The 25,853-nt window shown below is 70.1% G+C and carries 26 protein-coding genes and 2 pseudogenes; 23 read left to right on the top strand and 5 right to left on the bottom strand.

Features of this window, described 5'->3' with window-relative positions:
* Positions 1-120: 120 nt before the first annotated feature.
* The 8 genes from hemL (at position 121) to ACWCXX_RS14005 (ending at position 8,774) form a co-directional block, all read left to right on the top strand.
* Positions 121-1,437, top strand: coding sequence for a glutamate-1-semialdehyde 2,1-aminomutase (hemL, locus tag ACWCXX_RS14040; RefSeq protein ID WP_451126785.1), 1,317 nt, complete (start codon positions 121-123; stop codon positions 1,435-1,437).
* Positions 1,434-2,150, top strand: a complete 717-nt coding sequence (locus ACWCXX_RS14035; RefSeq protein WP_451126783.1) for a histidine phosphatase family protein — start codon at positions 1,434-1,436, stop codon at positions 2,148-2,150. Before hemL ends, ACWCXX_RS14035 begins: the two co-directional genes overlap by 4 nt.
* A gap of 407 nt (positions 2,151-2,557) precedes the next feature.
* Complete coding sequence (locus tag ACWCXX_RS14030) at positions 2,558-3,811, top strand: hypothetical protein (RefSeq protein ID WP_451126781.1); 1,254 nt, start codon at positions 2,558-2,560, stop codon at positions 3,809-3,811.
* Between the two features lie 67 nt (positions 3,812-3,878).
* Entirely contained in the window at positions 3,879-4,490 is a 612-nt protein-coding gene (locus ACWCXX_RS14025) for a TlpA family protein disulfide reductase (RefSeq protein ID WP_451126779.1), read from the top strand.
* Between the two features lie 4 nt (positions 4,491-4,494).
* Positions 4,495-5,259, top strand: a complete 765-nt coding sequence (locus ACWCXX_RS14020; RefSeq protein WP_451126777.1) for a cytochrome c biogenesis CcdA family protein — start codon at positions 4,495-4,497, stop codon at positions 5,257-5,259.
* Between the two features lie 5 nt (positions 5,260-5,264).
* Positions 5,265-7,112: a cytochrome c biogenesis protein ResB gene (locus tag ACWCXX_RS14015; RefSeq protein WP_451126775.1), complete on the top strand. Its 1,848-nt coding sequence runs from the start codon at positions 5,265-5,267 to the stop codon at positions 7,110-7,112.
* Positions 7,109-8,191, top strand: a complete 1,083-nt coding sequence (gene ccsB / locus ACWCXX_RS14010) for a c-type cytochrome biogenesis protein CcsB (RefSeq protein ID WP_451126773.1) — start codon at positions 7,109-7,111, stop codon at positions 8,189-8,191. The genes ACWCXX_RS14015 and ccsB overlap by 4 nt, the downstream gene beginning before the upstream one ends.
* A 55-nt stretch (positions 8,192-8,246) precedes the next feature.
* The gene (locus ACWCXX_RS14005; protein WP_451126772.1) at positions 8,247-8,774 is read left to right on the top strand and encodes an SRPBCC domain-containing protein; all 528 of its coding nucleotides are present in this window, start codon (positions 8,247-8,249) and stop codon (positions 8,772-8,774) included.
* Between the two features lie 15 nt (positions 8,775-8,789).
* Here the strand turns inward: ACWCXX_RS14005 and ACWCXX_RS14000 are convergent, their stop codons facing one another.
* On the bottom strand, positions 8,790-9,194 hold the full coding sequence (locus tag ACWCXX_RS14000) for a PLD nuclease N-terminal domain-containing protein (RefSeq protein ID WP_451126770.1): 405 nt from the start codon (positions 9,192-9,194) through the stop codon (positions 8,790-8,792).
* A 260-nt stretch (positions 9,195-9,454) separates the two neighbouring features.
* On the opposite strand from ACWCXX_RS14000, the gene ACWCXX_RS13995 reads away from it, so the two are divergent.
* From ACWCXX_RS13995 to ACWCXX_RS13985, 3 genes are all read left to right on the top strand, one after another.
* Positions 9,455-10,912, top strand: coding sequence for a menaquinone biosynthesis decarboxylase (locus ACWCXX_RS13995; RefSeq protein ID WP_451126768.1), 1,458 nt, complete (start codon positions 9,455-9,457; stop codon positions 10,910-10,912).
* Positions 10,909-11,826 carry a menaquinone biosynthesis prenyltransferase MqnP gene (mqnP, locus tag ACWCXX_RS13990; RefSeq protein WP_451126767.1) on the top strand — a complete coding sequence of 306 codons (918 nt, stop codon included), beginning with the start codon at positions 10,909-10,911 and terminating at the stop codon, positions 11,824-11,826. Before ACWCXX_RS13995 ends, mqnP begins: the two co-directional genes overlap by 4 nt.
* A 175-nt stretch (positions 11,827-12,001) precedes the next feature.
* Positions 12,002-12,664, top strand: coding sequence for a DUF4232 domain-containing protein (locus tag ACWCXX_RS13985; protein ID WP_451126765.1), 663 nt, complete (start codon positions 12,002-12,004; stop codon positions 12,662-12,664).
* A 28-nt stretch (positions 12,665-12,692) separates the two neighbouring features.
* On the opposite strand, the gene ACWCXX_RS13980 is transcribed toward ACWCXX_RS13985, so the two are convergent.
* Entirely contained in the window at positions 12,693-13,322 is a 630-nt protein-coding gene (locus tag ACWCXX_RS13980; RefSeq protein ID WP_451126763.1) for a rhomboid family intramembrane serine protease, read from the bottom strand.
* A gap of 107 nt (positions 13,323-13,429) precedes the next feature.
* Between ACWCXX_RS13980 and ACWCXX_RS13975 the strand changes: the two genes are divergently transcribed.
* Entirely contained in the window at positions 13,430-14,137 is a 708-nt protein-coding gene (locus tag ACWCXX_RS13975) for a UbiX family flavin prenyltransferase (RefSeq protein ID WP_451126761.1), read from the top strand.
* Positions 14,138-14,145: 8 nt separating this feature from the next.
* Here ACWCXX_RS13975 and ACWCXX_RS13970 read toward each other — a convergent pair whose 3' ends face one another.
* Complete coding sequence (locus tag ACWCXX_RS13970; RefSeq protein WP_388989997.1) at positions 14,146-14,280, bottom strand: hypothetical protein; 135 nt, start codon at positions 14,278-14,280, stop codon at positions 14,146-14,148.
* A gap of 132 nt (positions 14,281-14,412) precedes the next feature.
* Between ACWCXX_RS13970 and ACWCXX_RS13965 the strand changes: the two genes are divergently transcribed.
* From ACWCXX_RS13965 to ACWCXX_RS13940, 6 genes are all read left to right on the top strand, one after another.
* Positions 14,413-14,868, top strand: coding sequence for an Lrp/AsnC family transcriptional regulator (locus tag ACWCXX_RS13965; protein ID WP_451126759.1), 456 nt, complete (start codon positions 14,413-14,415; stop codon positions 14,866-14,868).
* A gap of 97 nt (positions 14,869-14,965) precedes the next feature.
* Entirely contained in the window at positions 14,966-16,129 is a 1,164-nt protein-coding gene (mqnE, locus tag ACWCXX_RS13960) for an aminofutalosine synthase MqnE (protein WP_451126757.1), read from the top strand.
* Between the two features lie 152 nt (positions 16,130-16,281).
* The gene (locus ACWCXX_RS13955) at positions 16,282-16,809 is read left to right on the top strand and encodes an N-acetyltransferase family protein (RefSeq protein ID WP_451126755.1); all 528 of its coding nucleotides are present in this window, start codon (positions 16,282-16,284) and stop codon (positions 16,807-16,809) included.
* A gap of 195 nt (positions 16,810-17,004) precedes the next feature.
* Positions 17,005-17,259 carry a DUF4229 domain-containing protein gene (locus ACWCXX_RS13950; protein WP_451126830.1) on the top strand — a complete coding sequence of 85 codons (255 nt, stop codon included), beginning with the start codon at positions 17,005-17,007 and terminating at the stop codon, positions 17,257-17,259.
* A gap of 433 nt (positions 17,260-17,692) precedes the next feature.
* Positions 17,693-19,036 (top strand): dicarboxylate/amino acid:cation symporter, encoded by a 1,344-nt coding sequence (locus tag ACWCXX_RS13945; protein ID WP_451126753.1) that lies wholly within the window; start codon positions 17,693-17,695, stop codon positions 19,034-19,036.
* A 201-nt stretch (positions 19,037-19,237) separates the two neighbouring features.
* Complete coding sequence (locus ACWCXX_RS13940) at positions 19,238-19,861, top strand: TetR/AcrR family transcriptional regulator (protein ID WP_451126829.1); 624 nt, start codon at positions 19,238-19,240, stop codon at positions 19,859-19,861.
* Positions 19,862-19,863: 2 nt separating this feature from the next.
* Here the strand turns inward: ACWCXX_RS13940 and ACWCXX_RS13935 are convergent, their stop codons facing one another.
* Both ACWCXX_RS13935 and ACWCXX_RS13930 read right to left on the bottom strand, forming a co-directional pair.
* Positions 19,864-20,838, bottom strand: a complete 975-nt coding sequence (locus ACWCXX_RS13935) for a MaoC family dehydratase (RefSeq protein ID WP_451126751.1) — start codon at positions 20,836-20,838, stop codon at positions 19,864-19,866.
* A gap of 111 nt (positions 20,839-20,949) precedes the next feature.
* A pseudogene (locus ACWCXX_RS13930) lies at positions 20,950-21,300 on the bottom strand (3-oxoacyl-ACP reductase); the annotation flags it as partial.
* A gap of 140 nt (positions 21,301-21,440) precedes the next feature.
* Between ACWCXX_RS13930 and ACWCXX_RS13925 the strand changes: the two are divergent.
* From ACWCXX_RS13925 to ACWCXX_RS13905, 5 genes and pseudogenes are all read left to right on the top strand, one after another.
* A pseudogene (locus ACWCXX_RS13925) lies at positions 21,441-21,632 on the top strand (long-chain fatty acid--CoA ligase); the annotation flags it as partial.
* 259 nt (positions 21,633-21,891) lie between these two features.
* Positions 21,892-22,713 carry a M23 family metallopeptidase gene (locus tag ACWCXX_RS13920; RefSeq protein WP_451126749.1) on the top strand — a complete coding sequence of 274 codons (822 nt, stop codon included), beginning with the start codon at positions 21,892-21,894 and terminating at the stop codon, positions 22,711-22,713.
* A 67-nt stretch (positions 22,714-22,780) separates the two neighbouring features.
* Positions 22,781-23,740 carry a phosphotransferase family protein gene (locus tag ACWCXX_RS13915; RefSeq protein WP_451126747.1) on the top strand — a complete coding sequence of 320 codons (960 nt, stop codon included), beginning with the start codon at positions 22,781-22,783 and terminating at the stop codon, positions 23,738-23,740.
* A 478-nt stretch (positions 23,741-24,218) separates the two neighbouring features.
* Complete coding sequence (locus ACWCXX_RS13910) at positions 24,219-25,082, top strand: isocitrate lyase/PEP mutase family protein (protein ID WP_451126746.1); 864 nt, start codon at positions 24,219-24,221, stop codon at positions 25,080-25,082.
* A gap of 256 nt (positions 25,083-25,338) precedes the next feature.
* Positions 25,339-25,800, top strand: a complete 462-nt coding sequence (locus tag ACWCXX_RS13905) for a hypothetical protein (RefSeq protein WP_451126744.1) — start codon at positions 25,339-25,341, stop codon at positions 25,798-25,800.
* The last annotated feature ends 53 nt before the right edge of the window (positions 25,801-25,853 follow it).

The following is a 25,853-nucleotide window of genomic DNA, read 5'->3' as shown; positions in this document are numbered from 1 at the left end:
CACCCGACTACTACTTAGGAGACACAGCGCCGCCGCGCAACCCGATCATCGTGTCAGTGACCTCCCCCGCGGACGTGCGGTGAAACACCAGTCCGCAAGTCCGTCCGTGGCTCTGACACCATGGCGTATGTGAGCTTTCCCTATGACGCCCCAGTTTCGCAGACGCTTTTCGACCGCGCGTCCCTCGTGACGCCCGGCGGCGTGAACTCTCCCGTCCGTGCTTTCCGGGCCGTGGGCGGTACGCCCCGGTTCATGGTGTCCGGTAACGGTCCGTACCTCACGGACGCCGACGGACGTGAGTACGTCGACCTCGTGTGCTCGTGGGGGCCGATGATCCTCGGCCACTCCCACCCGGAGGTCATCGCCGCAGTCCAGGAGGCCGTAGCCCGCGGCACCTCGTTCGGTACGCCGGGCGAGGGCGAGGTCGCGCTCGCCGAGGAGATCGTGGCCCGGGTCGAGCCCGTGGAGCAGGTGCGGCTGGTGTCGTCCGGCACCGAGGCGACCATGTCCGCGATCCGTCTCGCCCGCGGGTTCACCGGCCGGGCCAAGGTGGTGAAGTTCGCCGGCTGCTACCACGGCCACGTGGACGCGCTGCTCGCCGCCGCCGGGTCCGGGGTCGCGACCTTCGGCCTCCCGGACACCCCTGGGGTCACCGGTGCGCAGGCCGGCGACACGATCGTGCTGCCGTACAACGACCTGGACGCCGTCCGCGAGGCGTTCGCCGCGCACCCCGGCGAGATCGCCTGTGTGATCACCGAGGCGTCGCCGGGCAACATGGGCGTCGTGCCGCCGCTGGACGGTTTCAACGCCGGGCTCAAGGAGCTCTGCGCCGCGAACGGGGCGCTCTACATCTCCGACGAGGTCATGACCGGTTTCCGTACCTCGAAGGCCGGCTGGTTCGGCGTCGACGGGGTGCGGCCCGACCTGATGACCTTCGGCAAGGTCATGGGCGGCGGTTTCCCGGCCGCGGCCTTCGGCGGGCGCGCGGACGTGATGGCGCACCTCGCCCCGGCCGGCCCCGTCTACCAGGCGGGCACCCTCTCCGGGAACCCGATCGCCACCGCCGCCGGTCTCGCCCAGCTGCGGCTGCTCGACGACGCGGCGTACGCCATGGTGGACACGGTCTCCGCGGAGATCCGCGGGCTGGTCGGCGAGGCGCTCGCCAAGGAGGGCGTGGCGCACACGGTGCAGGCGGCGAGCAACATGTTCTCCGTCTTCTTCACCGACCGGCCGGTGCGGAACTACGAGGACGCGAAGCAGCAGGAAGCCTTCCGCTTCACCGCCTTCTTCCACTCGATGCTGTCGCAGGGCGTCTACCTCCCGCCGTCGGCCTTCGAGTCCTGGTTCGTCTCCACCGCCCACGACACGCGGGCCGTCGAGCGCATCGCCGCCGCCCTGCCCGCCGCCGCCCGCGCCGCATCGGAGGCCACCGCATGAGCGAGGACGCGAGCACCGGGGGCGCCGGGAGCCGCAAGGACAAGGACATCACCGTCGTCCACCTGATGCGGCACGGCGAGGTGCACAACCCCGAGGGCGTGCTGTACGGGCGCCGCCCCGGCTACCACCTCTCCGAGCTCGGCCGGCAGATGGCCGACCGGGTGGCCGAACACCTGGCGGGCCGCGACATCACGTACGTCGTCGCCTCCCCGCTGGAGCGGGCCCAGGAGACGGCCACGCCGATCGCCGGGACGCACGAGCTGGAGCTGGCCACCGACGAGCGGCTCATCGAGGCCGCCAACGTCTTCGAGGGCAAGACGTTCGGCGTCGGGGACGGCGCGCTGCGCAAGCCGGACAACTGGAAGCACCTGACCAACCCGTTCCGGCCGTCGTGGGGCGAGCCGTACATCGAGCAGGTCGTACGGATGATGGGCGCGCTGGACGCGGCGCGTGACGCGGCGCGCGGTCACGAGGCGGTGTGCGTCAGCCACCAGCTGCCGATCTGGATCGTGCGCAGCTTCGTCGAGCGGCGGCGGCTGTGGCACGACCCGCGCAAGCGGCAGTGCACCCTCGCCTCGCTGACCAGCTTCACGTACCAGGGCGACAAGATCGTGTCCGTCGGGTACACGGAACCGGCGCGGGACCTGGTGCCGGCGCATCTGCGGGCCGGGGCGAAGCCGGTGAAGGGCAAGTCGAAGGCGTTCGGCGCGTAGCGGGCCGACCGGACCGGCCGGGGCCGGCGGGGGTGCCCCGGGCCCGGTCCCGTCGGGCCTCCCGGCCGCCGGGCCTTCCGGCCGCCGGGTCACCGGACCTCCAGCTCACCGGGTCACCAGGCCTTCCGGCCGCCGGGTCGCAGGTCCTCCCGGTCGCCGGGTCTCCGATTCGTCCACGATCACCGGACGGGCGTGTTTTCTCGCCTGTCCGGCGATCGCTGTTTTCCGCGGCGATCGGGCGCCACACCCGCCCACTCCACCTGCTGGTTCATAAGTTCGGGTACGGTCCGGGTCTGGTCACGCAAAGAATCATGTGCTAAATCGCGGAACCCCCGTGTTGGTTCCACCATCTAAGCCTTCGCCAGTTTGTATGGACTTGAGGAAAAACGACCGCAGATGGGGTAAGCATGCGTGATATCAGCCGAAGGGGTCTGCTCGGGGCCGGCGTCGGAGCCGCCGCCGCTTTCGGGGTGGCGGGCTGTGGCACCTTCGGCTCCTCCTCCGGCGAGAGCCGGTCGGGGACCACGGGGGAGAAGGGGAGCGACGGGAGCACCCGGGGGACCGGGCCCGCGAAGAAGGACGTCCGGAAGATCGGGGACGGTTCCACCGCGGACACCGGGAAGCAGCCGCACCAGCCCGCCAAGCCGGTCCCGCTCGAACCCGGGCAGACGCCGCCGCAGTTCGTGATCTTTTCCTGGGACGGTGCGGGCGAGGTCGGCAACGGCCTCTTCCCGCGCTTTCTGGAACTCGCCAAGGATCACGACGCGGCGATGACCTTCTTCCTGTCCGGGATCTATCTGCTGCCCGAGTCGAAGAAGTCCATGTACCGGCCGCCCAACAATCCGATCGGCGCTTCCGACATCGGTTATCTCACCGACGAGCACGTCAAGGAGACGCTGAAGAACGTCCGTCAGGCATGGCTCGACGGACACGAGATCGGCACCCATTTCAACGGGCATTTCTGCGCCGGTTCCGGATCGGTCGCCAACTGGTCGCCCCAGCAGTGGCGCAACGAAATCGACCAGGCGGTCTCCTTCGTCACCGAATGGCGCACCAACACCGGCTGGACCGATCTCGACCCACTGCCTTTCGACTACCGAAAGGAACTGGTCGGCGGCCGTGCCCCCTGCCTGCTCGGCCAGGAGAACCTGCTGCCCACCGCGAGCAGGCTCGGCTGGCGCTACGACGCCAGCTCGCCCGGCGGAACCCAGGTCTGGCCCAAGAAGCGCCAGGGCGTCTGGGACCTTCCGCTCCAGGCCATGCCCTTCCCCGGGCACACCTTCGAGGTCCTCTCGATGGACTACAACATCCTGGCCAACCAGTCGCTGAATTCGACCAAGGGGATGCCCTCGCGCTATCCCGGCTGGCGCGAACAGGCCACCCAGTCGTATCTCGCCGGATTCAACCGCGCCTACACGACGAATCGCGCTCCCTTCTACATCGGAAACCACTTCGAGGAGTGGAACGGCGGCATCTACATGGACGCGGTCGAAGCGGTGATCAAGAAAATCGCCGGGAAGCCGGACGTGCGCCTCGTCTCCTTCCGGCAGTTCGTCGACTGGCTCGACGTACAGACCCCGGCCGTCCTCGACAAGCTCCGTTCGCTGGGAGTCGGCGAGGCGCCCGCGGGTGGCTGGAACGCCTTCTTTAAACAGGGCTGACAACGGGCTTTACGGGCACTGAGGGGGGTGCCCGAGATCGCCTGAACCGCCATGCGAAACTTTTCACATGAGCCATGGCCGCGCACCCCGACGCCGCTTCACCCTGCTCGCCGCCCCCGCAGCAGCCGCCGCACTCGCCCTCACGCTGACCGCGTGCGGCGGGAGCGACAACAAGACCGGCGGCGGTGGCAACACGAACTTCGTCACGGGCAGCGGCGGGATCTCCACCGTGGCCAAGGGCGAACGCGTCGCCGCCCCGAAGCTGGACGGCGAGACCCTCGACGGCAAGCAGCTCGACGTCGCCGACTACAAGGGCAAGGTCGTCGTGCTGAACATGTGGGGCTCGTGGTGCGGGCCCTGCCGCCTGGAGGCCCAGTACTTCTCCCGGGTGTCCAAGGAGATGAAGGACAAGGGCGTCCAGTTCGTCGGGATCAACACGCGGGACGCCAAGAAGGGCCCCGCGATCAGCTTCGAGGAGGACTACGGGGTCCCCTACCCGAGCCTCTACGACCCGACCGGCAAGCTCATGCTCCGCTTCCCCAAGGGCACGCTCCGCCCGCAGGCCATCCCGTCGACCGTGGTCCTGGACCGGGACGGGAAGATCGCCGCCCGCTCCCTGACCGCGCTCGACTCCGACAAGCTGCACGAGATGATCGACCCGCTGATCGCGGAGAAGTGATTCCGTGCACACCCTTGCCGCGCTCCAGGGCGAGAACCAGACCGTCCTGAACGGGGCGCTGCTCGTCGCCCTGCCCATCGCCGTACTCGGCGGGCTCGTCTCCTTCTTCTCGCCGTGCGTCCTGCCGCTCGTCCCCGGTTACCTCAGTTACGTCACCGGCGTGAGCGGCACCGACCTGGCGCAGGCCCGGCGGGGGCGGATGGTCGCGGGCGCCTCGCTCTTCGTGCTCGGCTTCACCGCCGTGTTCGTCTCCGGCGGCGCCCTCTTCGGCTTCTTCGGCCAGACCCTCCAGGACAACAGCGGAATCCTCACCAAGATCCTCGGCGTGCTGATGATCCTGATGGGGGCCTTCTTCATGGGCCTGATGCCCTGGATGACCCAGCGCGAGTTCCGCATCCACAGGAGGCCGGTGACCGGCCTGGCGGGCGCTCCGCTGCTGGGCGCTCTCTTCGGGATCGGCTGGACCCCGTGTCTCGGCCCGACGCTCAGCTCGGTGAGCATCCTCGCGATGGACCAGGGCACCGCCGGACGCGGGGCGATACTGACCGTCGCGTACTGCCTCGGCCTCGGCATCCCCTTCGTCCTCGCCGCCGTCGCCTTCCGCAAGGCGCTCGGCGCGTTCGGCTGGGTCAAGAGGCACTACGCCTGGGTGATGCGGATCGGCGGCGGCATGATGATCGTGACCGGCCTGCTTCTGCTCACAGGTGTGTGGGGCACGATGATGCAGCAGGTACAGGGCTGGTCCAACGGCTTCACGGTGGGGATCTGAGTTCCATGAGCAACACCAAGTCCAACCCCGCCGCGGAGCGCGAGCGCCGGGACGAGCGGGACGGGGAGAGCGCAGCCGAGCTGGGCGCCGCCGGCTCCCGGCTCTCCACCGCCCCGAGCGAGGAGAGCCCGGCCGGCCTGCCCGCCATGGGCGTCCTCGGCTGGGCCCGCTGGTTCTGGCGGCAGCTCACCTCGATGCGGGTCGCCCTGATCCTGCTCTTCCTGCTGTCGCTCGGCGCCATCCCCGGCTCGCTGATCCCGCAGAACAGCGTGGACGAGCTGAAGGTGGAGGCGTTCAAGAAGGCCCACACCACCCTCACGCCGCTCTACGAGAAGCTCCAGTTCTTCGACGTCTACAGCTCGGTGTGGTTCTCCGCGATCTACATCCTGCTGTTCGTCTCGCTCATCGGCTGCATCGTGCCGCGCACCGGCCAGTTCGTGAGCCAGCTGCGCAGCCGGCCGCCCGGCGCCCCCAAGCGCCTGACCCGGCTGCCCGCGTACACCACCTGGCGCACCGAGGCCGAGCCCGAGCAGGTCCGCGAGGCCGCGCTCGCGATCCTGCGGAAGCGCCGCTTCCGCGCGCACGCCGTGGACGGCGCCGTGGCGGCCGAGAAGGGCTATCTGCGCGAGGCCGGGAACCTGGTCTTCCACGTCTCCCTGATCGTGATGCTGGTGGCCTTCGCCTGCGGACAGCTCTTCAAGTCCGAGGGCGGCAAGCTGATCGTCGAGGGCGACGGCTTCTCCAACACGCTCACGCAGTACGACGACTTCAAGTCCGGCTCGCTGTTCGACACCGACTCGCTCGCCCCGTTCAGCTTCACGCTCGACAAGTTCACCGGCACGTACGAGCGCAGCGGCCCCCAGCGGGGCACGCCCCGGACCTACGAGGCACACGTCACGTACTCGGAGGGCGCGTACGGCAAGCCGAAGAAGACCGTCATCAGGGTCAACGAACCCCTCGTCGTCGGCGGCACCAAGGTCTACCTCAACGCGCACGGCTACGCGCCGGTCGTCTCCGTGAAGGACGGCAGGGGCAAGGAGGTCTACCGGAACGCGGTGCCGCTGTTGCCGATCGACAACAACGTCACGTCGACCGGGGCGATCAAGGTCCTGGACGGCTACCGCGACAAGAACGGCAAGAAGACCCAGCTCGGCTTCCAGGCGTTCTTCGTGCCGACCTTCGCGGGCAACGGCAGGGGCACGATGTTCTCGCAGTTCCCGGCCCCCGACCTGCCCGTGCTGGCCCTCAACGGCTACCACGGCTACCTCGGACCCGACTCCGGACTGGCGCAGAACGTGTACCAGCTGGACAAGACCAAGATGACGGAGTTCAAGGACGCCGACGGCAAGCAGCTCAAGCAGCGGCTGCTGATCGGCGAGACCATGAAGCTGCCCGACGGGGCGGGCTCCATCACGTTCGAGGGCCTCCAGGAGTGGGCCAGCTTCCAGATCTCGGAGCAGCCGGCCAGCGGCTGGGCGCTCGGCGGATCGGTCGCCGCGATCGCCGGACTCGCGGGCTCGCTGTTCATCCAGCGGCGCCGGGTCTGGGTGCGGGCGGTGCGCGGCGCGGACGGCGTCACCGTCGTCGAGATGGCGGCCCTGGGCCGCAGCGAGTCCGCGAAGCTGCCCGAGGAACTGGCCGACCTCGCGGTCGCGCTCGTCGCCTCGGCACCCCCGGAGCCCCACCCCGAGCCCGGACCCGACCCCGACTCCGGACCCGATTCGGGGTCCGGACCCGACTCCGGACCCGGTTCGGGACCCGGAACCGACCCCGACGCCGGACCCGACTCCGATGCCGATTCCGACGCCGTCGAAGAATCCTCCGAAGATCCTGCCGAAGGGGCTGAGAAGTGAATCTCGCCGCCGCGACCAACGAGAACCTGGCGCACACCAGCAATGTGCTGATCTATTCGGCTATGGCCGTCTACACCCTGGCCTTCCTCGCGCACATCGCGGAATGGGTGTTCGGCAGCCGCAGCAAGGTCGGCCGCACCGCCGCCGCCCTGACCGGGGACGAGGCCGCCGCTCCCCAGGTGAAGGTGCAGGTCGCCCAGAAGGGCGGCGGCACCGCCGTACTGGACCGCCCGAAGATCGTCACGCGTTCCGCGGCCGGTTCCCGCGACGTCCCGGACGGGCCCGGCGCGGCCGGCGGCACGTTCAAGGGCGACCTGTACGGGCGGGTCGCGGTCTCCATGACCGTGCTCGCCTTCCTCGTGCAGGCCGGCGGCGTCGTCGCCCGCGCGCTGTCCGTGCAGCGCGCCCCCTGGGGCAACATGTACGAGTTCTCCATCACCTTCTCCACGGTGGCGGTCGGCGCGTACCTGGTCCTCCTCGCGCTGGGCAAGAACGTCCGCTGGATGGGGCTGCTCCTGGTCACCACCGTCCTGCTGGACCTCGGCATCGCGACGACGTGGCTCTACACCGACAGCGACCAGCTGGTGCCCGCGCTGCACTCGTACTGGCTGTGGATCCACGTCTCCACCGCCATCTTCTGCGGGGCCGTCTTCTACCTCGGCGCGGTCGGCACCCTGCTCTACCTCTTCCGCGACAGCTACGAGAACAAGCTGGCCAACGGCGGACAGCCCAGTGCGTTCGCCCGGTCCGTGCTCTCCCGGCTGCCCGCCGCCGCCTCGCTCGACAAGTTCTCGTACCGCATCAACGCCGCGGTCTTCCCGCTGTGGACGTTCACGATCATCGCGGGCGCCATCTGGGCGGGCGACGCGTGGGGCCGCTACTGGGGCTGGGACCCCAAGGAGGTCTGGTCCTTCATCACCTGGGTCGCGTACGCCTGCTACCTGCACGCCCGCGCCACCGCCGGCTGGAAGGGCCGCAAGGCCGCCTACCTGGCGCTGATCGCCTTCGGCTGCTGGCTCTTCAACTACTACGGCGTGAACATCTTCGTCACCGGCAAGCACTCCTACGCGGGCGTCTGACCGGCCCCGTACGAGCAAGGGTGCAGAACCCGCACCACCGGGCCACGCTGGAAACATGACCGATGCGACCCCCGTCATCGAGCACGGCACCAGCGAGACCCGCGGCGACCTGCACACCCTGCGGTTCATCCTGCGGCTGCCCCACCCCGTGCCACGGGTGTGGGCAGCCGTCGCCGATTCCGAGGGGCTGCGCGGCTGGCTCGCCGAGGCCGACCCGTTCCAGCACCGCGTGGGCGGCGCGATCACGCTCCGCCCGCTGAACCCCGACCGGGAGGGGGCCGCGACGGTCGCCACGGGCACCGTCACCGCCTGGGACGTCGAGCGGGTCGCCGAGTACACCTTCGAGGGGCCCCACGACCGGGTCCGCTTCCACCTGGAGCCGCCGCGCGGCGACCATGTGCTGCTGCGCTTCACCAACGAGTTCCGGGGCGACGACGAACTGCGCCTGGACCGCCTCGCGGGCTGGCACGACCACTTCCAGTACCTCGTGGACGCACTCGACGGCTACCCCGCCGACTGGTCGAAGTGGACCCCGGTGCGGTGGGCCGAACTGCGCGAGCAGTACGCCGCGGCCGAACGGTGATCCGGGGCCCTGGAACTACGGGGCGGGCGGGGTCGGCTCCTCCGGGCCCGCACCGCTCTCCCGGCGCTTCAGCTCCTCCTCGCGGCGGCGCAGGTCCGCCTCCCAGTCCTTGAGGAGCGACTCGTCCTTCTTGTTCTCTTCCTTCAGCGCCTTCAGGAACTCCGGATTGTCGTCCGGCGCCACCCACTGGGTGCGGTGGTTGCGGTGCCATTCGGACGGCGTGCGGCCCCCGGCGGGCGCGGTACGCATCTTGCCCGCGGCCAGCCAGACGATCGGGCCCACGATCCAGAAGAGCAGGATGATGAAGACCCAGGCGATCTTCGGCAGGTGCTTCGCCTCGTCCTCGGGGGTGTTCAGGCAGTCGATGAACGCGTAGATCGTCAGCGCCAGAGGCAGGAGATAGATCAGGGCCCGGAACATGATGGAGAAGTCCCCCCGCGGAGAGATGGCGGGGCATGTCCCGCCCCGGTGACGGGCTCAGAGTAACCGGTACGCATGACATCCCACCGCGAGTCGCTCCCCGTCACGGCGGGAGAGCTCCGGTGCGGGCCCGCAAACGGCCCGGGAACGACCGGGGGCGACCCGTGGACGGCCCGAGGCCGGTTCCGGCGGGGTGTCCGGAGGGCGCCATGGGTGGGGCAGTCCGGGTGATCCACGGGCGTGGTGACAAACTGGACGGCATGGCTTACGACGATCTTCGTTCCCTCCTCCGGGCCCTGGAACGCGAGGGCGAGCTCAAGCGCATCAAGGTCGAGGTCGATCCTCATCTGGAGGTCGGCGAGATCGTCGACCGGGTGAACAAGGCGGGCGGCCCCGCGCTGCTCTTCGAGAACGTCAAGGGGTCCTCGATGCCCCTGGCCATGAACGTCTTCGGGACCGACCGGCGACTACTCAAGGCGCTCGGGCTGAAGTCGTACTCCGAGATCTCCGACAAGATCGGCGGGCTCCTCAAGCCGGAGCTGCCGCACGGCTTCGTCGGGGTGCGGGAGGCGTTCGGCAAGCTCGGCTCGATGGTGCACGTGCCGCCGAAGAAGGTGAAGGCGGACAGCGCCCCGGTGCAGGAAGTCGTGCTCACCGGCGAGGACGTGGACCTCGACCGGCTGCCCGCGCTCTTCACCTGGCCCGGCGACGGCGGCTCCTTCTTCAACCTGGGCCTCACTCACACCAAGCACCCCGAGACCGGCATCCGGAACCTGGGGCTCTACCGGCTCCAGCGCCACGACCGCCGCACCATCGGCATGCACTGGCAGATCCACAAGGACAGCCGCAACCACTATCAGGTCGCCGCCCGGCGCGGGGAACGGCTGCCGGTCGCCATCGCCTTCGGGGCGCCGCCCGCCGTCACGTACGCCTCCACCGCGCCGCTGCCCGGGGACATCGACGAGTACCTCTTCGCCGGCTTCCTCCAGGGCAAGCGGATCGAGATGGTCGGCTGCAGGACCGTGCCGCTGCAGGTCCCGGCGCATGCCGAGGTCGTCCTGGAGGGATGGCTGGAGCCCGGCGAGACGCTGCCCGAGGGGCCGTTCGGCGACCACACCGGCTTCTACACCCCGCAGGAACCGTTCCCCGCGCTGACCATCGACTGCGTGACCATGCGCAGGCGCCCGCTGCTCCAGTCGATCGTGGTGGGCCGGCCGCCGACCGAGGACGGGCCGCTGGGGCGGGCCACCGAGCGGTTCTTCCTGCCGCTCCTCAAGATCATCGTGCCGGACATCGTGGACTACCACCTGCCGGAGGCGGGCGGCTTCCACAACTGTGCGATCGTCTCGATCGACAAGAAGTACCCGAAGCACGCCCAGAAGGTGATGAGCGCCATCTGGGGGGCGCACATGATGTCGCTGACCAAGCTGATCGTGGTCGTGGACTCCGACTGCGACGTCCACGACCTGCACGAGGTGGCCTGGCGGGCGCTCGGCAACACCGACTACGCCCGCGACCTGACCGTCACCGAGGGCCCCGTCGACCACCTCGACCACGCCTCCTACCAGCAGTTCTGGGGTGGCAAGGCGGGCATCGACGCGACCCGGAAGTGGCCCGAGGAGGGCTACACCCGGGACGGCGGCTGGCCGGAGATGGTCGAGTCCGACCCGCAGACGGCGGCGAAGGTCGACCGGCGCTGGAAGGAATACGGGCTGTGAGCGCGGCCGAAGCGACGGTGGGCTCCGGCCCCGCGCGGCCGAACAGCAGGGTCAAGGCGTTCCTGCGGCTCGTGATGATCGAGCACTCGGTCTTCGCGCTGCCCTTCGCGTACATCGCCGCCCTGACCGCGATGTTCCAGGACGACGAGTCGATCCACTGGGTCACGCTGCTGCTGGTCACCGTCGCCATGGTGGGGCTGCGGACCTTCGCGATGGCGTGCAACCGGATCATCGACCGGGAGATCGACGCCCGCAACCCGCGCACCGCGAACCGGGAGCTGGTCACCGGCGCGGTCTCGGTGAAGTCGGCGTGGACCGGGGCGCTCGTCGCGGTCGTCCTCTTCCTCGGGGCGGCGGCGCTGCTGAACCCGCTCTGCCTGGCGCTCGCACCGGTCGCCGTCGTGCCGATGGTGGTCTATCCGTACGGGAAGCGGTTCACCCACTACCCGCACGCCATCCTCGGGATCGCGCAGGCCATGGGGCCGGTCGGGGCCTGGCTGGCGGTGACCGGCAGCTGGTCGTGGGACGCGGTGATCCTCGGTCTCGCGGTCGGGATCTGGATCGGCGGCTTCGACCTGATCTTCGCCTGCCAGGACGTCCAGGCGGACCGGGCGCACGGGGTGCTGTCGGTCCCGGCCCGGTTCGGGGTCCCGGCCGCGCTGTGGGGGGCGCGGGTCTGCCACGTGATCACGACCGGGCTGCTGGTCTGGTTCGGGCTGGCCACGGAGGCCGGACTGTTCTACTGGATCGGCATGGCGGTCGTCGCCGTCGCCTTCGTGTACGAGCACCGGGTGGTGCGCCCGCACGACCTGTCCCGGCTGAACCGGGCGTTCTTCTCGGTGAACGGGTTCATCGGCATCGCCCTGTTCGCGTGCGCGCTGCTGGACCTGCTGGTGCGGGGCCTGACGGTCTGAACCGGTCCCGGGCCGTGCCCGGTGGTGGGGCGCGTTGCGTCCGACCGTGTGTAACAGGGGTGTATTAGCGGGTTGTTGGGCGGAACGCGCCGTCCGGCCGGGCCGCTCTTGGTGGGCAGGAACGCTCGCTCGTACCGGGCGAACGGCACCCCCCACCGACACTGAGGACGTAACGATGCGCGTACGCAAGCTCACCTTCGCAGCCCTGGCCGTTGCCGCAGGCCTCTCGCTCACGGCCTGTCAGAACGGCGAGGGCGACATGGGGCAGAGCGCCCCGCCGGCCGCGTCCGGCACGTCCTCCGCGAGCGGCGGTTCGGGCTCGGGCGGTTCGGACCAGGACGGGAAGGACTCCGCGGGGAAGGGCTCCGGCGGGCAGGGCACGGCCGCCGGGACCGGTTCGAACGGGAACGGAAAGACCGGCAAGTGCCGCACCGACGAGCTGGAGATCACCGCGACGGACAGCACCATCGGCGGCGACACCGAGGTGACCGTCGCGGTGGAGCTGAAGAACGGCGGCGGCCGGGACTGCGTGCTCTCCGGGTACGCGGGCGTCGACCTGAAGACCGCCTCGGGGACGGTGTCCGCGGAGCGCACCGGTGAGAAGGCCGACCCGATGACCCTCAGGGACGGGAAGTCGGTGTTCTTCGGCATCACCTACCCGATCAACGATTCGGGCGGCTCCGGCGTCCGTGTCACGGGTCTGGTGGTGACCCCGCCGGACGAGACGAAGTCGGTCACCCTCGCCTGGCCGGGCAGCGGCACGCTGCCCGTCACGGACGGCTCCGGCTCCTCGGTGAAGGTCGGCCCTATGGGGAGCGCGGGCCAGGGCGAGGGCTGACCCGCCCACCGGGGGCTCCGCCCGCGCCCTACGGCGCGAGCGGCCGGGCGGGTGCCCCCGCGCCACGGCGGGAGTCACGGCGGAAGACGAACGCCGCCGCGATGCCCGCCACCAGGCCGAACAGATGGCCCTGCCAGCTGACCGAGGTGTTGGCGGGGGAGATTCCCAGCAGGATCGACGAGCCCCATATCGAGCCGATCACCAGACCGGCGGCCATGTCGAGGATTCTGCGGTCGACGAAACCACGCACGAGCAGATAGCCGAAGAGGCCGAAGACCAGCCCGGACGCGCCCGCCGTGTTGGAGTGCTCCGGCGAGACCAGCCAGACGCCGAGGCCGTCGACCACGACGATCGTCGCGGCCACGGCGGCGAACCGGCGGATGCCGCCGAGCGCGGCGAGGAAGCCGAAGACCAGCAGCGGCACGCTGTTGGACGCGACGTGGTCGAAGCCGAAGTGGACGAAGGACGCGGGCACGACGTCCAGCAGCTCGGCGGCCCGGCGCGGCTCGATCCCGAAGCCGTCCAGCGCGTGGCCGGTCGCCGCGTCGACGACTTCGAGCAGCCAGAGCAACGCCACCCAGCCCAGCATCAGTTTGGCCGCGGCCCCAGGGCCTCTCGTCCGGATCGTGCCGGTGCCGTGCGCATCGAGTTCGGTCATCGTGGCCCCCTGCCGTCCCGTGTCGCCCCTGTTCCCACCCCGGTCCCCTCACGGGAAACGCCTGGGGCACCTTCCTCGGTTCCGGTCAGGGGCAGCCGGATAGGCTCATGAGTGTGGAATCCGGGACATCAGTGAGCCAACACCAGCGACAGCCTTGGATTGTCGGGGTTTCCGGAGCTTCGGGCACCCCTTTCGCCGCCGCCGTGCTGCGCGGTCTGCTGGCGGCGGGGGAGAGCGTGGATCTGGTGGTGAGCCGGGCCTCGCGGCTGACCCTGCTGGACGAGACCGGGCTCGCGTTCCGCGACGCGCACTGGCGGGAGGACCTGCGTGCATGGCTGGCGCGGGGCGCGGACGGGAAGCCGCACACCTTCGACACGGACGTCGAGGGCGTACGGCACTGGGCGGCCGGTGATCTCGCGGCCGGGCCGTCCTCGGGGTCGTACCCGGCGAAGGGGATGCTGATCGTCCCGGCCTCGACGGCGTGTGTGGCCGGGGTGGCGCTCGGGCTCTCGAAGGATCTGCTCCAGCGGGCGGCGAGCGTGACGCTGAAGGAGCGGCGGAAACTGGTCGTCGCCGTCCGGGAGACGCCGCTGAACGGTCAGACGCTGAAGCATCTGGTGAGCCTGGACGAGGCGGGCGCCGTGGTGCTGCCCGCCTCTCCGGCGTTCTACGCGGGGGCGACGCACATCCAGGATCTGGTGGACTTCGTCGCCGGGCGGGTGCTGGACGCGGCGGGGGTGCCGCACGACCTGTACCGCCGGTGGGAGGGAGAGCTCGGTGGTGGATCCCGTGACTCTCGCGGCTCCGGGGACTGACCTCGTGGTCAGCGCTTCTTCATGGTGCGCGGCTTGCGGGCCCGGTCGACCCGGTGGGCGGCGGCGGGCTGGTGGGCACGCGAGCGGTTGGCCAGGTCCTGCAGCTCGCGCATACGGGCGTAGGCCATCTCGATCGAGTACACGGTGTTCTCACTCCTGAAGATTCGAAAGCTTATTTTGGATGTTTGAGAAGATTTGCAGGCGATGGAGCCTGCATGCCTTAGATTCTACACATAAACTCGCGATACTGCTGAACAATGGAAGGTTCCAGTCACATGGACGCGGTGGACAGGCAGCTCATCCAGGCACTCCGGGAGAACGGCAGGGCCTCGTACGCCGAGCTGGGACGGCTCGTCGGGCTCTCCGGGCCCAGCGTCACCGACCGAATCAACCGGCTGGAAACCGCCGGTGTCATCACCGGCTACCGCGCCACCGTCGACGCCGCCTCCCTGGGGCTCGGGGTCACGGCCCTGATCGGCATCTCGCTCTCCGACGCGGCCGACCACGAGGACGTGGCGCGCCGGCTGAAGGACCTCGCGGAGATCGAGGACGCGTGGTTCATCGCGGGCGACGACTCGTACATGCTCAAGGTGCGCGTCGGCGACGTGGACGGTCTGGAGAAGACCATCCGTCGGCTCAGCGGCACGAAGGGCGTCTCGCGCACCCGTACCACGATCGTGCTCTCCACGAAGTGGGAGAACCGGGTCGGGGAACTTCCCGAGGAGGTGTAGGCGTACCGTGGTGGAGCCCCCGGTGATACCGGGGGTTTCTCCCGGTATCACCGGTCACCGGGAGGGCACAGCACGTCGACACACTGGAGGCAGCCGCATGGACGTCGGGCTCAAGCGCGAACTGGAGGAGAAGGTCCGCGCGGGAGAGCGGCTGACCCGGGAGGACGGCATCGCCCTCTACGAGTCGGACGACCTGGCCTGGCTCGGCGGTCTGGCGCACGAGGTGCGGACCCGGCTCAACGGCGACGTGGTGCACTTCAACGTCAACCGGCACCTCAACATGACCAACGTGTGCACCGCGTCGTGCGCGTACTGCTCGTTCCAGCGCAAGCCGGGCGAGAAGGACGCGTACACCATGCGCATCGAGGAGGCCGTCCGCCTCGCGAAGGCGATGGAGGGCGAGAACCTCACCGAGCTGCACATCGTCAACGGGCTGCACCCCACCCTGCCGTGGCGCTACTACCCGCGCTCGCTCAGTGCGCTGAAGGAGGCCCTGCCGCAGGTCTCCCTCAAGGCGTTCACCGCCACCGAGATCCACCACTTCGAGACCATCTCCGGCCTCTCGGCCTCCGAGATCCTCGACGAGCTGATCGAGGCCGGCCTGGAGTCGCTGACCGGCGGTGGCGCGGAGATCTTCGACTGGGAGGTCCGGCAGCACATCGTCGACCACGACACCCACTGGGAGGACTGGTCGCGCATCCACCGCCTGGCGCACGAGAAGGGGCTCAAGACCCCGGCGACGATGCTGTACGGGCACATCGAGGAGCCCCGGCACCGCGTCGACCACGTGCTGCGGCTGCGTGAGCTCCAGGACGAGACCGGCGGCTTCCAGGTCTTCATCCCGCTGCGCTACCAGCACGACTTCGTGGACATGAAGGACGGCAAGGTCCGCAACAGGCTCCAGGCGCGGACGACGATGGCGACCGGGGCCGAGGCGCTGAAGACCTTCGCGGTCTCGCGGCTCCTGTTCGACAACGTCCCGCACGTCAAGGTCTTCTGGGTGATGCACGGGGTGCAGACCGCCCAGCTCGCGCTCCAGCACGGTGCGGACGACATGGACGGCTCGGTCGTCGAGTACAAGATCACGCACGACGCGGACAACTACGGCACGCCGAACAAGCTCGGCCGCGAGGACCTGCTGGAGCTGATCCGGGACGCGGGCTTCCGGCCCGTCGAGCGCAACACCCGGTACGAGATCATCCGCGAGTACCCGGGCCCGGACGCCGAGCGGCGCGAGTCGCCGCAGCCGATGCGGGTCTGACGCCGTCGACGCCGGTCTGGCGCGGACCCGGGCGACGGAATCCCCCTCGCGCGGCGGAAGATCCACCAGGAGAGCCCCGGCCGCCCGGCCGGGGCTCTCTCATGTGCCGGACGCCGTTTGAGGCGCCGGGCAGTAATGGTTAATCTGCATTTATGGCACTTACATTCGAGCTGGATCCCAAGTTCGACCGCACCCTGCGGGACGGCATGGTCGAGCTGTGGACCGATGTCTCCAACGCGGGCGGCGCGGTCGGCTTCGTCCCGCCCGTCACCCCCGACGACATCCGGCCCGAACTGGTCAAGCACCTGGTCGCCATGGCCGAGGGGCGCACCCGGCTGCTGGTCGGCCTCGACGAGGAGGGCGCCGTGGCCGCCACCGCCTTCCTCGCCCTGAACACGCACCGGCTGATGAGTCACTGGCTCTGGCTCTACACCGTGATGGTCCACCCCCGGCACCAGGGCAAGGGCTACGGCCGCGACCTGATGGACGCCGCGGCCGACGCCGCCCGCGGGATCGACGGGATCGAGGCCGTCCGGCTCACCTGTCGCGGCGGCACCGGCGTCGACCGGTTCTACGCCTCGTGCGGATACAAGGAGGTCGGACGGGTGCCCGACGCGATCCGGGTCGCCGAGGGGGACGACCGCGACGACATCATCATGCTGCTGCCGCTCGGCCGGTGACCGCGGGGCGTGCCGTCACCGCCCCGCCCGGCCGGTCCTGGACGGTGGTGCGGGGCGCCTTTGGCAGAGCCCTCCCAAGTGATCGATTCCGGGGCATGCTTCACTGGTCGGGCAGGATCGAAGGACCGTCATACGTCGAGAGAGGGGCCAACTGTGTCCGCTGCCAAGCCGAGCGCGACAATCCGGTACACCGCGATGCGGTTCGGCATCTTCGTCGGCTGCCTCGTCGTCGCGGCCGTGGCCGTCCACTTCGGTCTGCTGCCCTCCGGGACGAACGGCTCCAATCCCGTCTGGGTGATTCTGCTCGCCCTGGTCCTCTCCGCGCCGCTCAGCTACGTGCTGCTGCGCAAGCAGCGCGACGAGATGTCCGTGCAGATCGTGTCCACGGTCGACCGCGCCAAGGAGCGCCTGGAGGCGAACCGGACCCGCGAGGACCACGTCACCCAGTGACCGCCGGACGGCGACGACGCGAGGGGCGCGTAAGCGCTCTGTAAGCCTCCTCACATCCGTACGCTTTTCATCCGAAACCCCAGCGCCGGAGCACCCGCTCCTGTACTGGGGTTTTGTCGTGCCCACGGGCTCCGGGGCGGTCGGGGCCGGCGCCGCCGCCGGTCTCCGTATCAAAGAAGTACTTTGAGAACCTCAAAGTTCAAGTGTTAACGTGTTTGCCATGAAGACCGCAGTGCGCCATCGATCCGCCGCGAGCGTCCCGCTCGTGGTGCGCCTGCACGTCGATCTCTGCCGCTGTATGTCCGCGGTCTGTTGCCGCAACGTCTGAACCGGCACCATGCAGCGGCGCCGCCCCCGACGCGGGCGCCGCATCCCCGTCCCCCTCGCACCATCGTCCCCGTGCGCCCCGATGCGTCACATCTGGAGTGTGTCCGTGTCCGCGAATCCCGCGTCCACCACCGCCGGCAGCCCGTCCGGCTCCGGCTTCCGCATACCCAAGGTCCCGTTCTGGGCCCAGATCGTCGCCGGTCTCGTCCTCGGCGTCGTACTCGGCTGGCTCACCCGCACGTACGACATCGGCTGGCTCTACACCACGCTCGACAAGGTCGGCCACATCTTCGTCCAGCTGCTGAAGCTGGCCGTGGCGCCCCTCGTCTTCTTCGCGATCCTGGTGTCGATCACCAACCTGCGCAAGGTCAACAACGCCGCCCGGCTGGCCACCCGCACCCTGCTCTGGTTCATGATCACCTCGCTGATCGCGGTCGCCATCGGCCTCGGGATCGGCCTGGTCACCAACCCGGGCGCCGGAACCGGCCTCACGCCGAAGGACGGCAAGCTGCCGGAGCACGCGGGCTCCTGGCTCGACTTCCTCACCGGCATCATCCCGGACAACGTGATCACGCCGTTCACCGAGCTGAACGTGCTCCAGATCGTCTTCATGGCCGCCGTCGCCGGTATCGCCGCGCTCCAGCTCGGTGAGAAGGCGCAGCCCATCCTCAGCCTCAGCGAGTCCGTCCTGGAGCTCCTCCAGAAGGCCCTGTGGTGGGTCATCCGCCTCGCCCCCATCGGCACCGTCGGCCTCATCGGCTACGCGATCGCCGACTACGGCTGGGACCTGATCGGCAAGTACGCCACGTTCACCGCCGACGTCTACATCGGCTGCGCCCTGGTGCTGTTCGGCGTGTACCCGCTGCTGCTCGCCACCGTCGCCAAGCTCAGCCCGCTGCAGTTCTTCAAGGGTGCCTGGCCGGCGATCCAGCTGGCCTTCGTCTCCCGCTCCTCGGTCGGCACGATGCCGGTCACCCAGAAGGTCACCGAGCGCCTCGGCGTCCCGAAGGAGTACGCCTCCTTCTCCGTCCCGTTCGGCGCCACCACCAAGATGGACGGCTGCGCCGCGATCTACCCGGCGCTGGCGGCGATCTTCATCGCGCAGATCTTCGACGTGCAGCTGGGTGTCGGCGACTACCTCCTGATCGCGTTCGTCTCGGTCATCGGCTCGGCGGCCACCGCCGGTCTCACCGGTGCGACGGTCATGCTGACCCTCACCCTCTCGACGCTGGGCCTCCCGCTGGAGGGCGTCGGCCTGCTCATGGCCATCGACCCGATCCTGGACATGATGAGGACGGCGACGAACGTGGCCGGTCAGGCGCTGGTGCCGGTGATCGTCTCGGCCCGCGAGAAGATCCTCGACCGCGAGGCGTACGACTCGGCCTCGTCCTCCCCGGTCGACGGCGAGACGGTCGGCGCCGAGCCGCAGCGGGTGCCGGTCGCGGCGTAGTCCCCGCGCGCACCACGGCTCTTTCGTGGGCCCCTTCCCCGGACTCGGGGGAGGGGCCCACGGTGCGTTCCGGGGGAGTGCCGGGGGCGGGGCGCGGCGGTCGGCGCCGTACGAGGGGAGGTGCCCCGCGCCGTACCCTTGACCGGGAGTGGCACACGGGGGCGGGAGGAAGTCGACGTGGGTGCTGTGAAGAGCAAACGCATGCCGCGGGCCGTGCGCGAGCAGCAGATGATGGACGCCGCGGTGCAGATCTTCGGGCAGCGCGGGTACCGCGCGGCGTCGATGGACGAGATCGCAGAGCTGGCCGGGGTGTCCAAGCCGCTCGTCTACCTGTACCTCAACTCCAAGGAAGAGCTTTTCACCGCCTGCATCAGGCGTGAGGCGAAAGCGCTGGTCGAAGCGGTGCGGGCCGGGGTGGAGCCGGGGCTTCCGGCGGACCGGCAACTGTGGTCGGGGCTGCGCGCGTTCTTCACGCACACGGCGGAGCACCCGGACGGCTGGGCGGTGCTGCACCGGCAGGCGCGCACGCACGGGGAGCCCTTCGCCAACGAGGTGACGGTGATGCGGAACGAGATCGTTGCTTTCGTGACGGAGTTGATCGGGGCCGCGGCGCGCGAGGCGCACCACGATCCGGCGCTTCCCGACCGGGACGTGTCGGGGCTCGCGCAGGCGCTCGTGGGGGCCGCGGAGTCGCTCGCCGACTGGGCGAACGAGACCCCGGGCGTCTCGGCGAAGGAGGCCGCGGCCACCCTGATGAACTTCTCCTGGGCGGGGCTGGAGAACCTGATGAACGGCCGCCCCTGGCAGCCCCCGGCCCAGGCCTAGGCTCAGGTCCTCGGTCCCGGCTCAGGTCTTCGGTTCGGGCTCGGACATTCGGTCCCGGCCTCAGGCCTCGGTCCCGGAGCGGGAGCGCGGAGCGTCCGTCCGGTGAGATGGACGCGGTCGTCGGCGCCGCGCAGTTGGAAGCCGGTGGCGTCCGCGGCGTGGGTGACGGTGGAGGGCAGCAGGACGGGTGCCCTGAAGTCGGCCCGTACCCAGTGGATCTCGTCGGGCCGGGGCGCCTCGGCCAGGCAGCGGGCGACGGTCCACATGCCGTGGGCGACGGGCCGGGGGAAGCCGAGGAGCCGGGCGGTGAGCGGATACAGGTGGATGGGGTTCCGGTCGCCCGACGCCGCGCCGTAACGCCGTCCCAGATCGCCGGGCAGCCGCCACTCGGCGAGGGCGGGAAGCTCCGGGGGCGGCGTCCCGTCGTCCGGAGTCCCGTCGCCCGGGGTCCCGTCGCCCGGAGTCCCGGACGCGGCGGGTGCGGCGGTGGTCGGGCCGGTCGCTGTCGTCGGTGCCGGGGTGCGGGCGGGGTGGCGGGAGAGGTAGCCGCTGCGGGACTCCCAGACCAGCTCGCCCGCCAACCGCGCCTCGGTGACCATCGTGACCTCGGTGCCGCGCCGGTGGGCGTTCAACTCATGCGCGTACACGGTGAGTTCGAGCGGATCGGCGGGGTGCTGCGGCCGGTGGCGGGTGATCTCGATCCAGGTGTGGACGAGCCCGAGGACCGGCAGCGGGAACCGCCGGGCGGTCATCAGCCGTATGGCGGCCGGGAAGCCCAGCACGTGCGGGTGGGTGAGCGGCAGCGGGCCGGTGTCGGGGAAGCCGCAGATCCGGCGGTACGCGGCGAGCGGTCCGGGCGCGGCGGGCGCGGCCGGGAGGACGATCCGGTCGGCGGGCAGGACGGCGCCGGGGCGGCCCGCCTTCTTGAACGGGGACGTGACGGTTCCCCGTAGGAGTGCCGCGTTCGGGTTCGGCACGGGTCAGGCCCCCAGCAGGCTCTGGCCGCAGACGCGCACGACCTGGCCGTTCACGGCCGTCGAGGCGGGCTGGGCGAACCAGGCGGTCGTCTCGGCGACATCGACCGGAAGGCCGCCCTGCGCGAGGGAGCGGGCCACCGGGTGCAGCGCCGCGTGGACGGCGGCGAGCCCGCCGGGGGTGGCCACGGTCGTCGCGTCCAGCACGATGCCCGCAGGGCGTCCGGCACGTTCGGTGCGTTCGGCGTGCCCGGGGCCGATGACGTCGAGACCGGTGGCCGCGAGGAGCGCGCCGAGATCCTCGGAGACCACGGAGTCCCCGGCGGTGAGGTGCAGCAGCGGGCCGTTCAGCGACGGCGTGCCGGGTGACCAGCGGCGCAGTGGGGCGGGTTGCGGGAGTCCTAGCCGCCGCGTGAGGAAACGGCCGGGTGCTGTGCCGGTGAAGTGCAGATAGCGGTCGGCCATTGTCCGGACTCCCTGCTCGGTCATGGATTTACTATGGAGTAAGGTTACTGAAGAGTCAGGATCTGGTCGAGATGATCCCCCTCGAACTCCCGCAGCCCCGCAGGGCCGCGGTCCTCGGCGGCAGCCGCATCCCGTTCGCGCGCTCGGCCCTGCAACGTGCGGTCGACGAGGCCGACCAGCTGGTCTCCCGGGCGGAATCGATCCGCGAATTCGCCGTCCTGCCCGTGGACTTCGCCGAGGAGAGCGGCCATCTGATGCCCTCGCTGAAGCTGAAGCGCGAGGCGATCGCCCGGGACTTCGAGGCGGAGATCGAGGCGCTGTACCGGAAGTGAGCGGGCCGGGCCCGGTGCGTACGGCTCCGGGGCGGACCGGGGCGGGTGGACCGAGGTGCGCGGCGGCGCGCTGCCCCGTCGCTGGGCCCGAGCGCGGCCGGTGAGCAGGCAACTTCCTTCCTCCGGACCCACTTTGGGCCCACCGTTTGGGCCCGGTGGGTCTACTGCCGGGCCGGTGGGTCCGGCACGCTTACGTCCGTTCCACCCGCAGTGATGCCCACCCCCCACGACCCGATCCCGATTCGGAGGACGACCGCGCATGCGCTCGATACGTATCGCCCTGCTGGGCCTGGTGGCCCTGGTGGCGGGCCTGCTGACCGCGACTCCCGCCGCAGCCGCTCCCAACTTCAAGGCGCCGTTCCCCTGCGGCCAGACCTGGACCTACGGCCACCACTCGGCGGAGGTCAGATCGGCACTGGACTTCATCCGCACCGACGGCGGCTCCACCGCCGGTTCCCCGGTCCTCGCCTCGTCCGGCGGGACCGCCCACCGCTACTCCCAGCCCAGCGGCGCGGGCAACTACATCGTCATCGACCACGGCGGCGGCTGGCAGACCTACTACTTCCACCTCTCCTCGTACTCGGTCGCCGACGGCGCGTCCGTGGCGCAGGGACAGCAGATCGGCGTCACCGGCTCCACCGGCAACAGCAGCGGCGCCCACATTCACTACGAGCAGCTGTACAACGGCGTGGGCCAGACCATCGCGATCAACGGCCAGTCGCTCGCCCCGTACCCCGGCTCGTACTACAGCAAGTACCTGACCAGCGACAACGGTTGTGGGGGCGGTGGCACCGGCAAGTACTGGGTCGACACCTTCGCCAACGCCACCGGCTACGCGGCCCCGAACACGGCCGACCCGCAGGGCGTGCTGAACGCCGGCACGAACTACGTCTACTGCAAGGTGTGGGGCGCCCAGGTCGGCTCCGGCTCCAGCTACAACCACTGGTGGCTGAAGACCGACCTGGACACCGTCTACGCGGGCAAGAACGGGCGCGGTGCGTACGTCTCGGCGTACTACCTGTCCCGCTGGGGCAACGACGAGGCCCGTGACAACAACGGGACGGTCATCCCGAACTGCTGACGCACGGCGGGCGGTGCCGGGTGGGGCGTACGCCCCACCCCGCACCGTTCCTCGGTACGCTCCCCGTATGGGTGAAGCGGCGGACGAGGGACCCGACCGGTCGGCGACGTACGCGTGGGTCGGCAAGCACCTCGCGCCCGGGGAGCGGATCGAGAGCACGGAACGGCTGCGCGGCGGCTGGACCTCGCGGATGCGCCGACTGCACATCTCCGGTCCGCGGGGCGGGCGTTCACTGGTGCTGCGCTCCTTCGTCAAACCCTTCTACGTGCGCCATGCGCCGGGGCTGCTCGGCCGGGAGGCGGACGTCCTGCGGCTGCTGGAGGACACCGGAGTGCCGGCGGCGCGGCTGGTGGCCGTCGACGCCGGGGGCGAACACTGCGACCACCCCTCGCTGTTGATGACCCTGCTGCCCGGCGAGGTGCGGACCGACGACGCCGGGGCGGCGGAGCGCGCCGGGTTGATGGCGGGGCAGCTGGCCGCCGTCCACCGGATCGCGGTCACGGACCGGACCCGCCCGCGCGGCTACGAGGCGTGGACCGCGCCGGACCGGGTGCGGGTCCCCGAGGACACCGGCCGGCCGCTGCTGTGGCGGCGCGCGATCGAGGCGATCCGGCGCGAACCTCCCGCGTACGCACCGTGTTTCCTGCACCGTGACTTCCACCCGGGCAATGTGCTCTTCACCGGGGAGGGGCCGGGGCTGCGGATCGGCGGGGTGGTCGACTGGGTCGAGACCTCCTGGGGCCCGGCCGATCTCGACGTCGCCCACTGCTCGACCGCGCTGGCGCTGCTGCACGGGGTTCCGGCCGGGACGGACTTCGCCGAACGGTACGCCGAGGCGGGCGGCCGACCGCTCGCGAGCGGGGCGGACCACCTGTACTGGCGGCTGCTGGACGCGCTCGCCCATGCACCCGACGCGGAGAAGGTGGCGACCCCGTGGCGGGAGCTGGGACGGGCCGATCTGACGCCCGGACTGCTCACGGAACGCCTGGAGAACTACATGGAGTGCCTTCTCGACCAGTTCGGATGATCCGCGACCGAACCGGACCGGACAATGTCCAACTCCGGTTCTGCACAAGGAATTCAACGAATTCTGTGCGAGCGATTTCCCGGTGGCACGGGAAGAAAACGTTCCCGCTTTCGCGATGCCGTCAACCCGTTTCCGGAGGATCCCCGCGATGTGTCGTACGCAAGGTCAGGCGCGGCGTGTCCCGGAGTAAAGAGACGGTCATGTCTGTATAGGTATACGGGCCCTCGTAAGGAGGGTGGACCTTTTGCGTCCCGGGCGGTGGGGCGCTGCCGTTCCCGTTGCGTTTTCCGTTCCCCGGTGGCTCCACGACTCGATGTCGTCGGGGTCCGTATCGCGCGGGGCGCCGTCGCACCACGCCTGTTCCACCCATTCCCCCAACGGAAACACCGGAAGTCCGAATCGCGGGCCCTGCCCGGCGCCTCGTCGATTCGCCTGGCGTCGGTTCGCGAATCAACGACCCAATTGACAAGGAGACGCTGTGCGTTATGGAAGCGCGCTGAGGGAAGAAGTCCGATCGCCGGGAACGACTCCTCTCATCGGTATCTACGACATGTACTCGGCCTCCGTCGTGGCCCGGCACTACGAGGGATTCTTCGTGTCCGGCTTCGGCTTCGCCGCCTCCCACTACGGGCTCCCCGACATCGGCTTCATCGCCTGGCCGGACATGGTGGCCTTCGTGGAGCGGCTGCGGCTGGCCTTCCCCTCCCACCACCTGCTGGTGGACATCGACGACGGCTACGTCGATCCCGAGGTCGCCTGCCACGTGGTGCAGCGGCTGGAGCGGATCGGCGCCTCCGGCGTCATCCTGGAGGACCAGAAGCGTCCCCGCAGGTGCGGACACGCGGACGGCAAGCAGGTGCTTCCCCTGGAGGAGTACCTGGAGAAGCTCAACCTCGTCCTGGAGAGCAGGCGGGATCTGGTGGTCGTGGCCCGTACGGACGCCACGGAGGAGGCCGACATCCTGCGCAGGGCCGAGGCGCTGGCCGGGACGGACGCCGACGTCGTCCTGGTCGACGGGGTGCGCAGCGTGGAATGGATCAAGCGGATCCGGAAGGTGGTCGGTGACAAGCCGCTGCTCTTCAACCAGATCGCGGGCGGCAAGTCCCCCCGGCTCTCGCTCTCCGAGCTGACGGATCTGGAGTGCCAGGTGGCGATCTACAGCACTCCGTGCCTCTTCGCCGCGCACGCCGCGATCGACTCCGCGCTGACGGACCTCAAGCAGGCCGACGGACGGCTTCCCGAGTTCGTGCCCACCGAGGGGATCGGGGTGCAGCGCTCGACGGAGCTGCTGGAGAAGAACATCAGCAGGCACCACCCCGTCCGCGAGCCCGTGTCCGTATGACGCGGAGGACATGCCGGGAGCGGGCGTCCGGATGCCCGTGGGGCGTCCCGGCGGGAAGCTCCTGACGGTTCCGCCCGAACGCCGGGGCCTCGGTGGTGGACCCCCACGCTCCACCGCGGCTCCGGACCGTACGGCCCGTGCACACCGCACGGGCCGTACGGTCCGTTCGACCCGCCGGAACCGCTCGAACCATACGAATCACGCGAAGTGGGCCGCGTCCGGTCCGGGGCCGCGCGGCCGGAAAGAGGAACACCGCATGGGATTCACCTCGACCGGGGCGCGGGCCGCCCTGGTGATCGCTCTCGGGGCGCTCTGCCAGGGCCAGTTGGCCGCGGGCGCCGCCTGGGCCGATGCCCCCGACGGCGGCATGGAGACGCATCATGGACCGTCGTTGGTCACCATCGACAATTCCAACGCCGACTCCTGGCTGGAGGTGGACCGGACGCTGAACGTACTGGGCCCCCTCAGCAAGGGCACGGCGGGCAGCGACCACGACGGCGGCGGGGGCGCGATCGACCAGAACGTGTCGTCCTCGCAGGGCGTGGGCGTCCAGGCCGCACCGGACGAACAGGCCGACGAGGACGAGGAGGAGGAGAACGGGGTGCCGGCGGCGCCCGGGAACACGCCCCCGGAGAGCGCGGCCACCGGCGGCGACGACCCTGAGGGCGACGCCGACCACGCCACCGGCACCCCGCAGGCCCGGCCCGACGGACCTTGACGTAGTGGCTCCGGAACACCTCGACGGGCGTCGTACTCGAAGGAGGACGCGCC

The sequence above is a fragment of the Streptomyces sp. NPDC001732 genome, assembly GCF_053596315.1.
The sequence above is the reverse complement of the archived record's forward strand: the minus strand, read 5'-3'. Positions and strand labels throughout refer to the sequence as shown.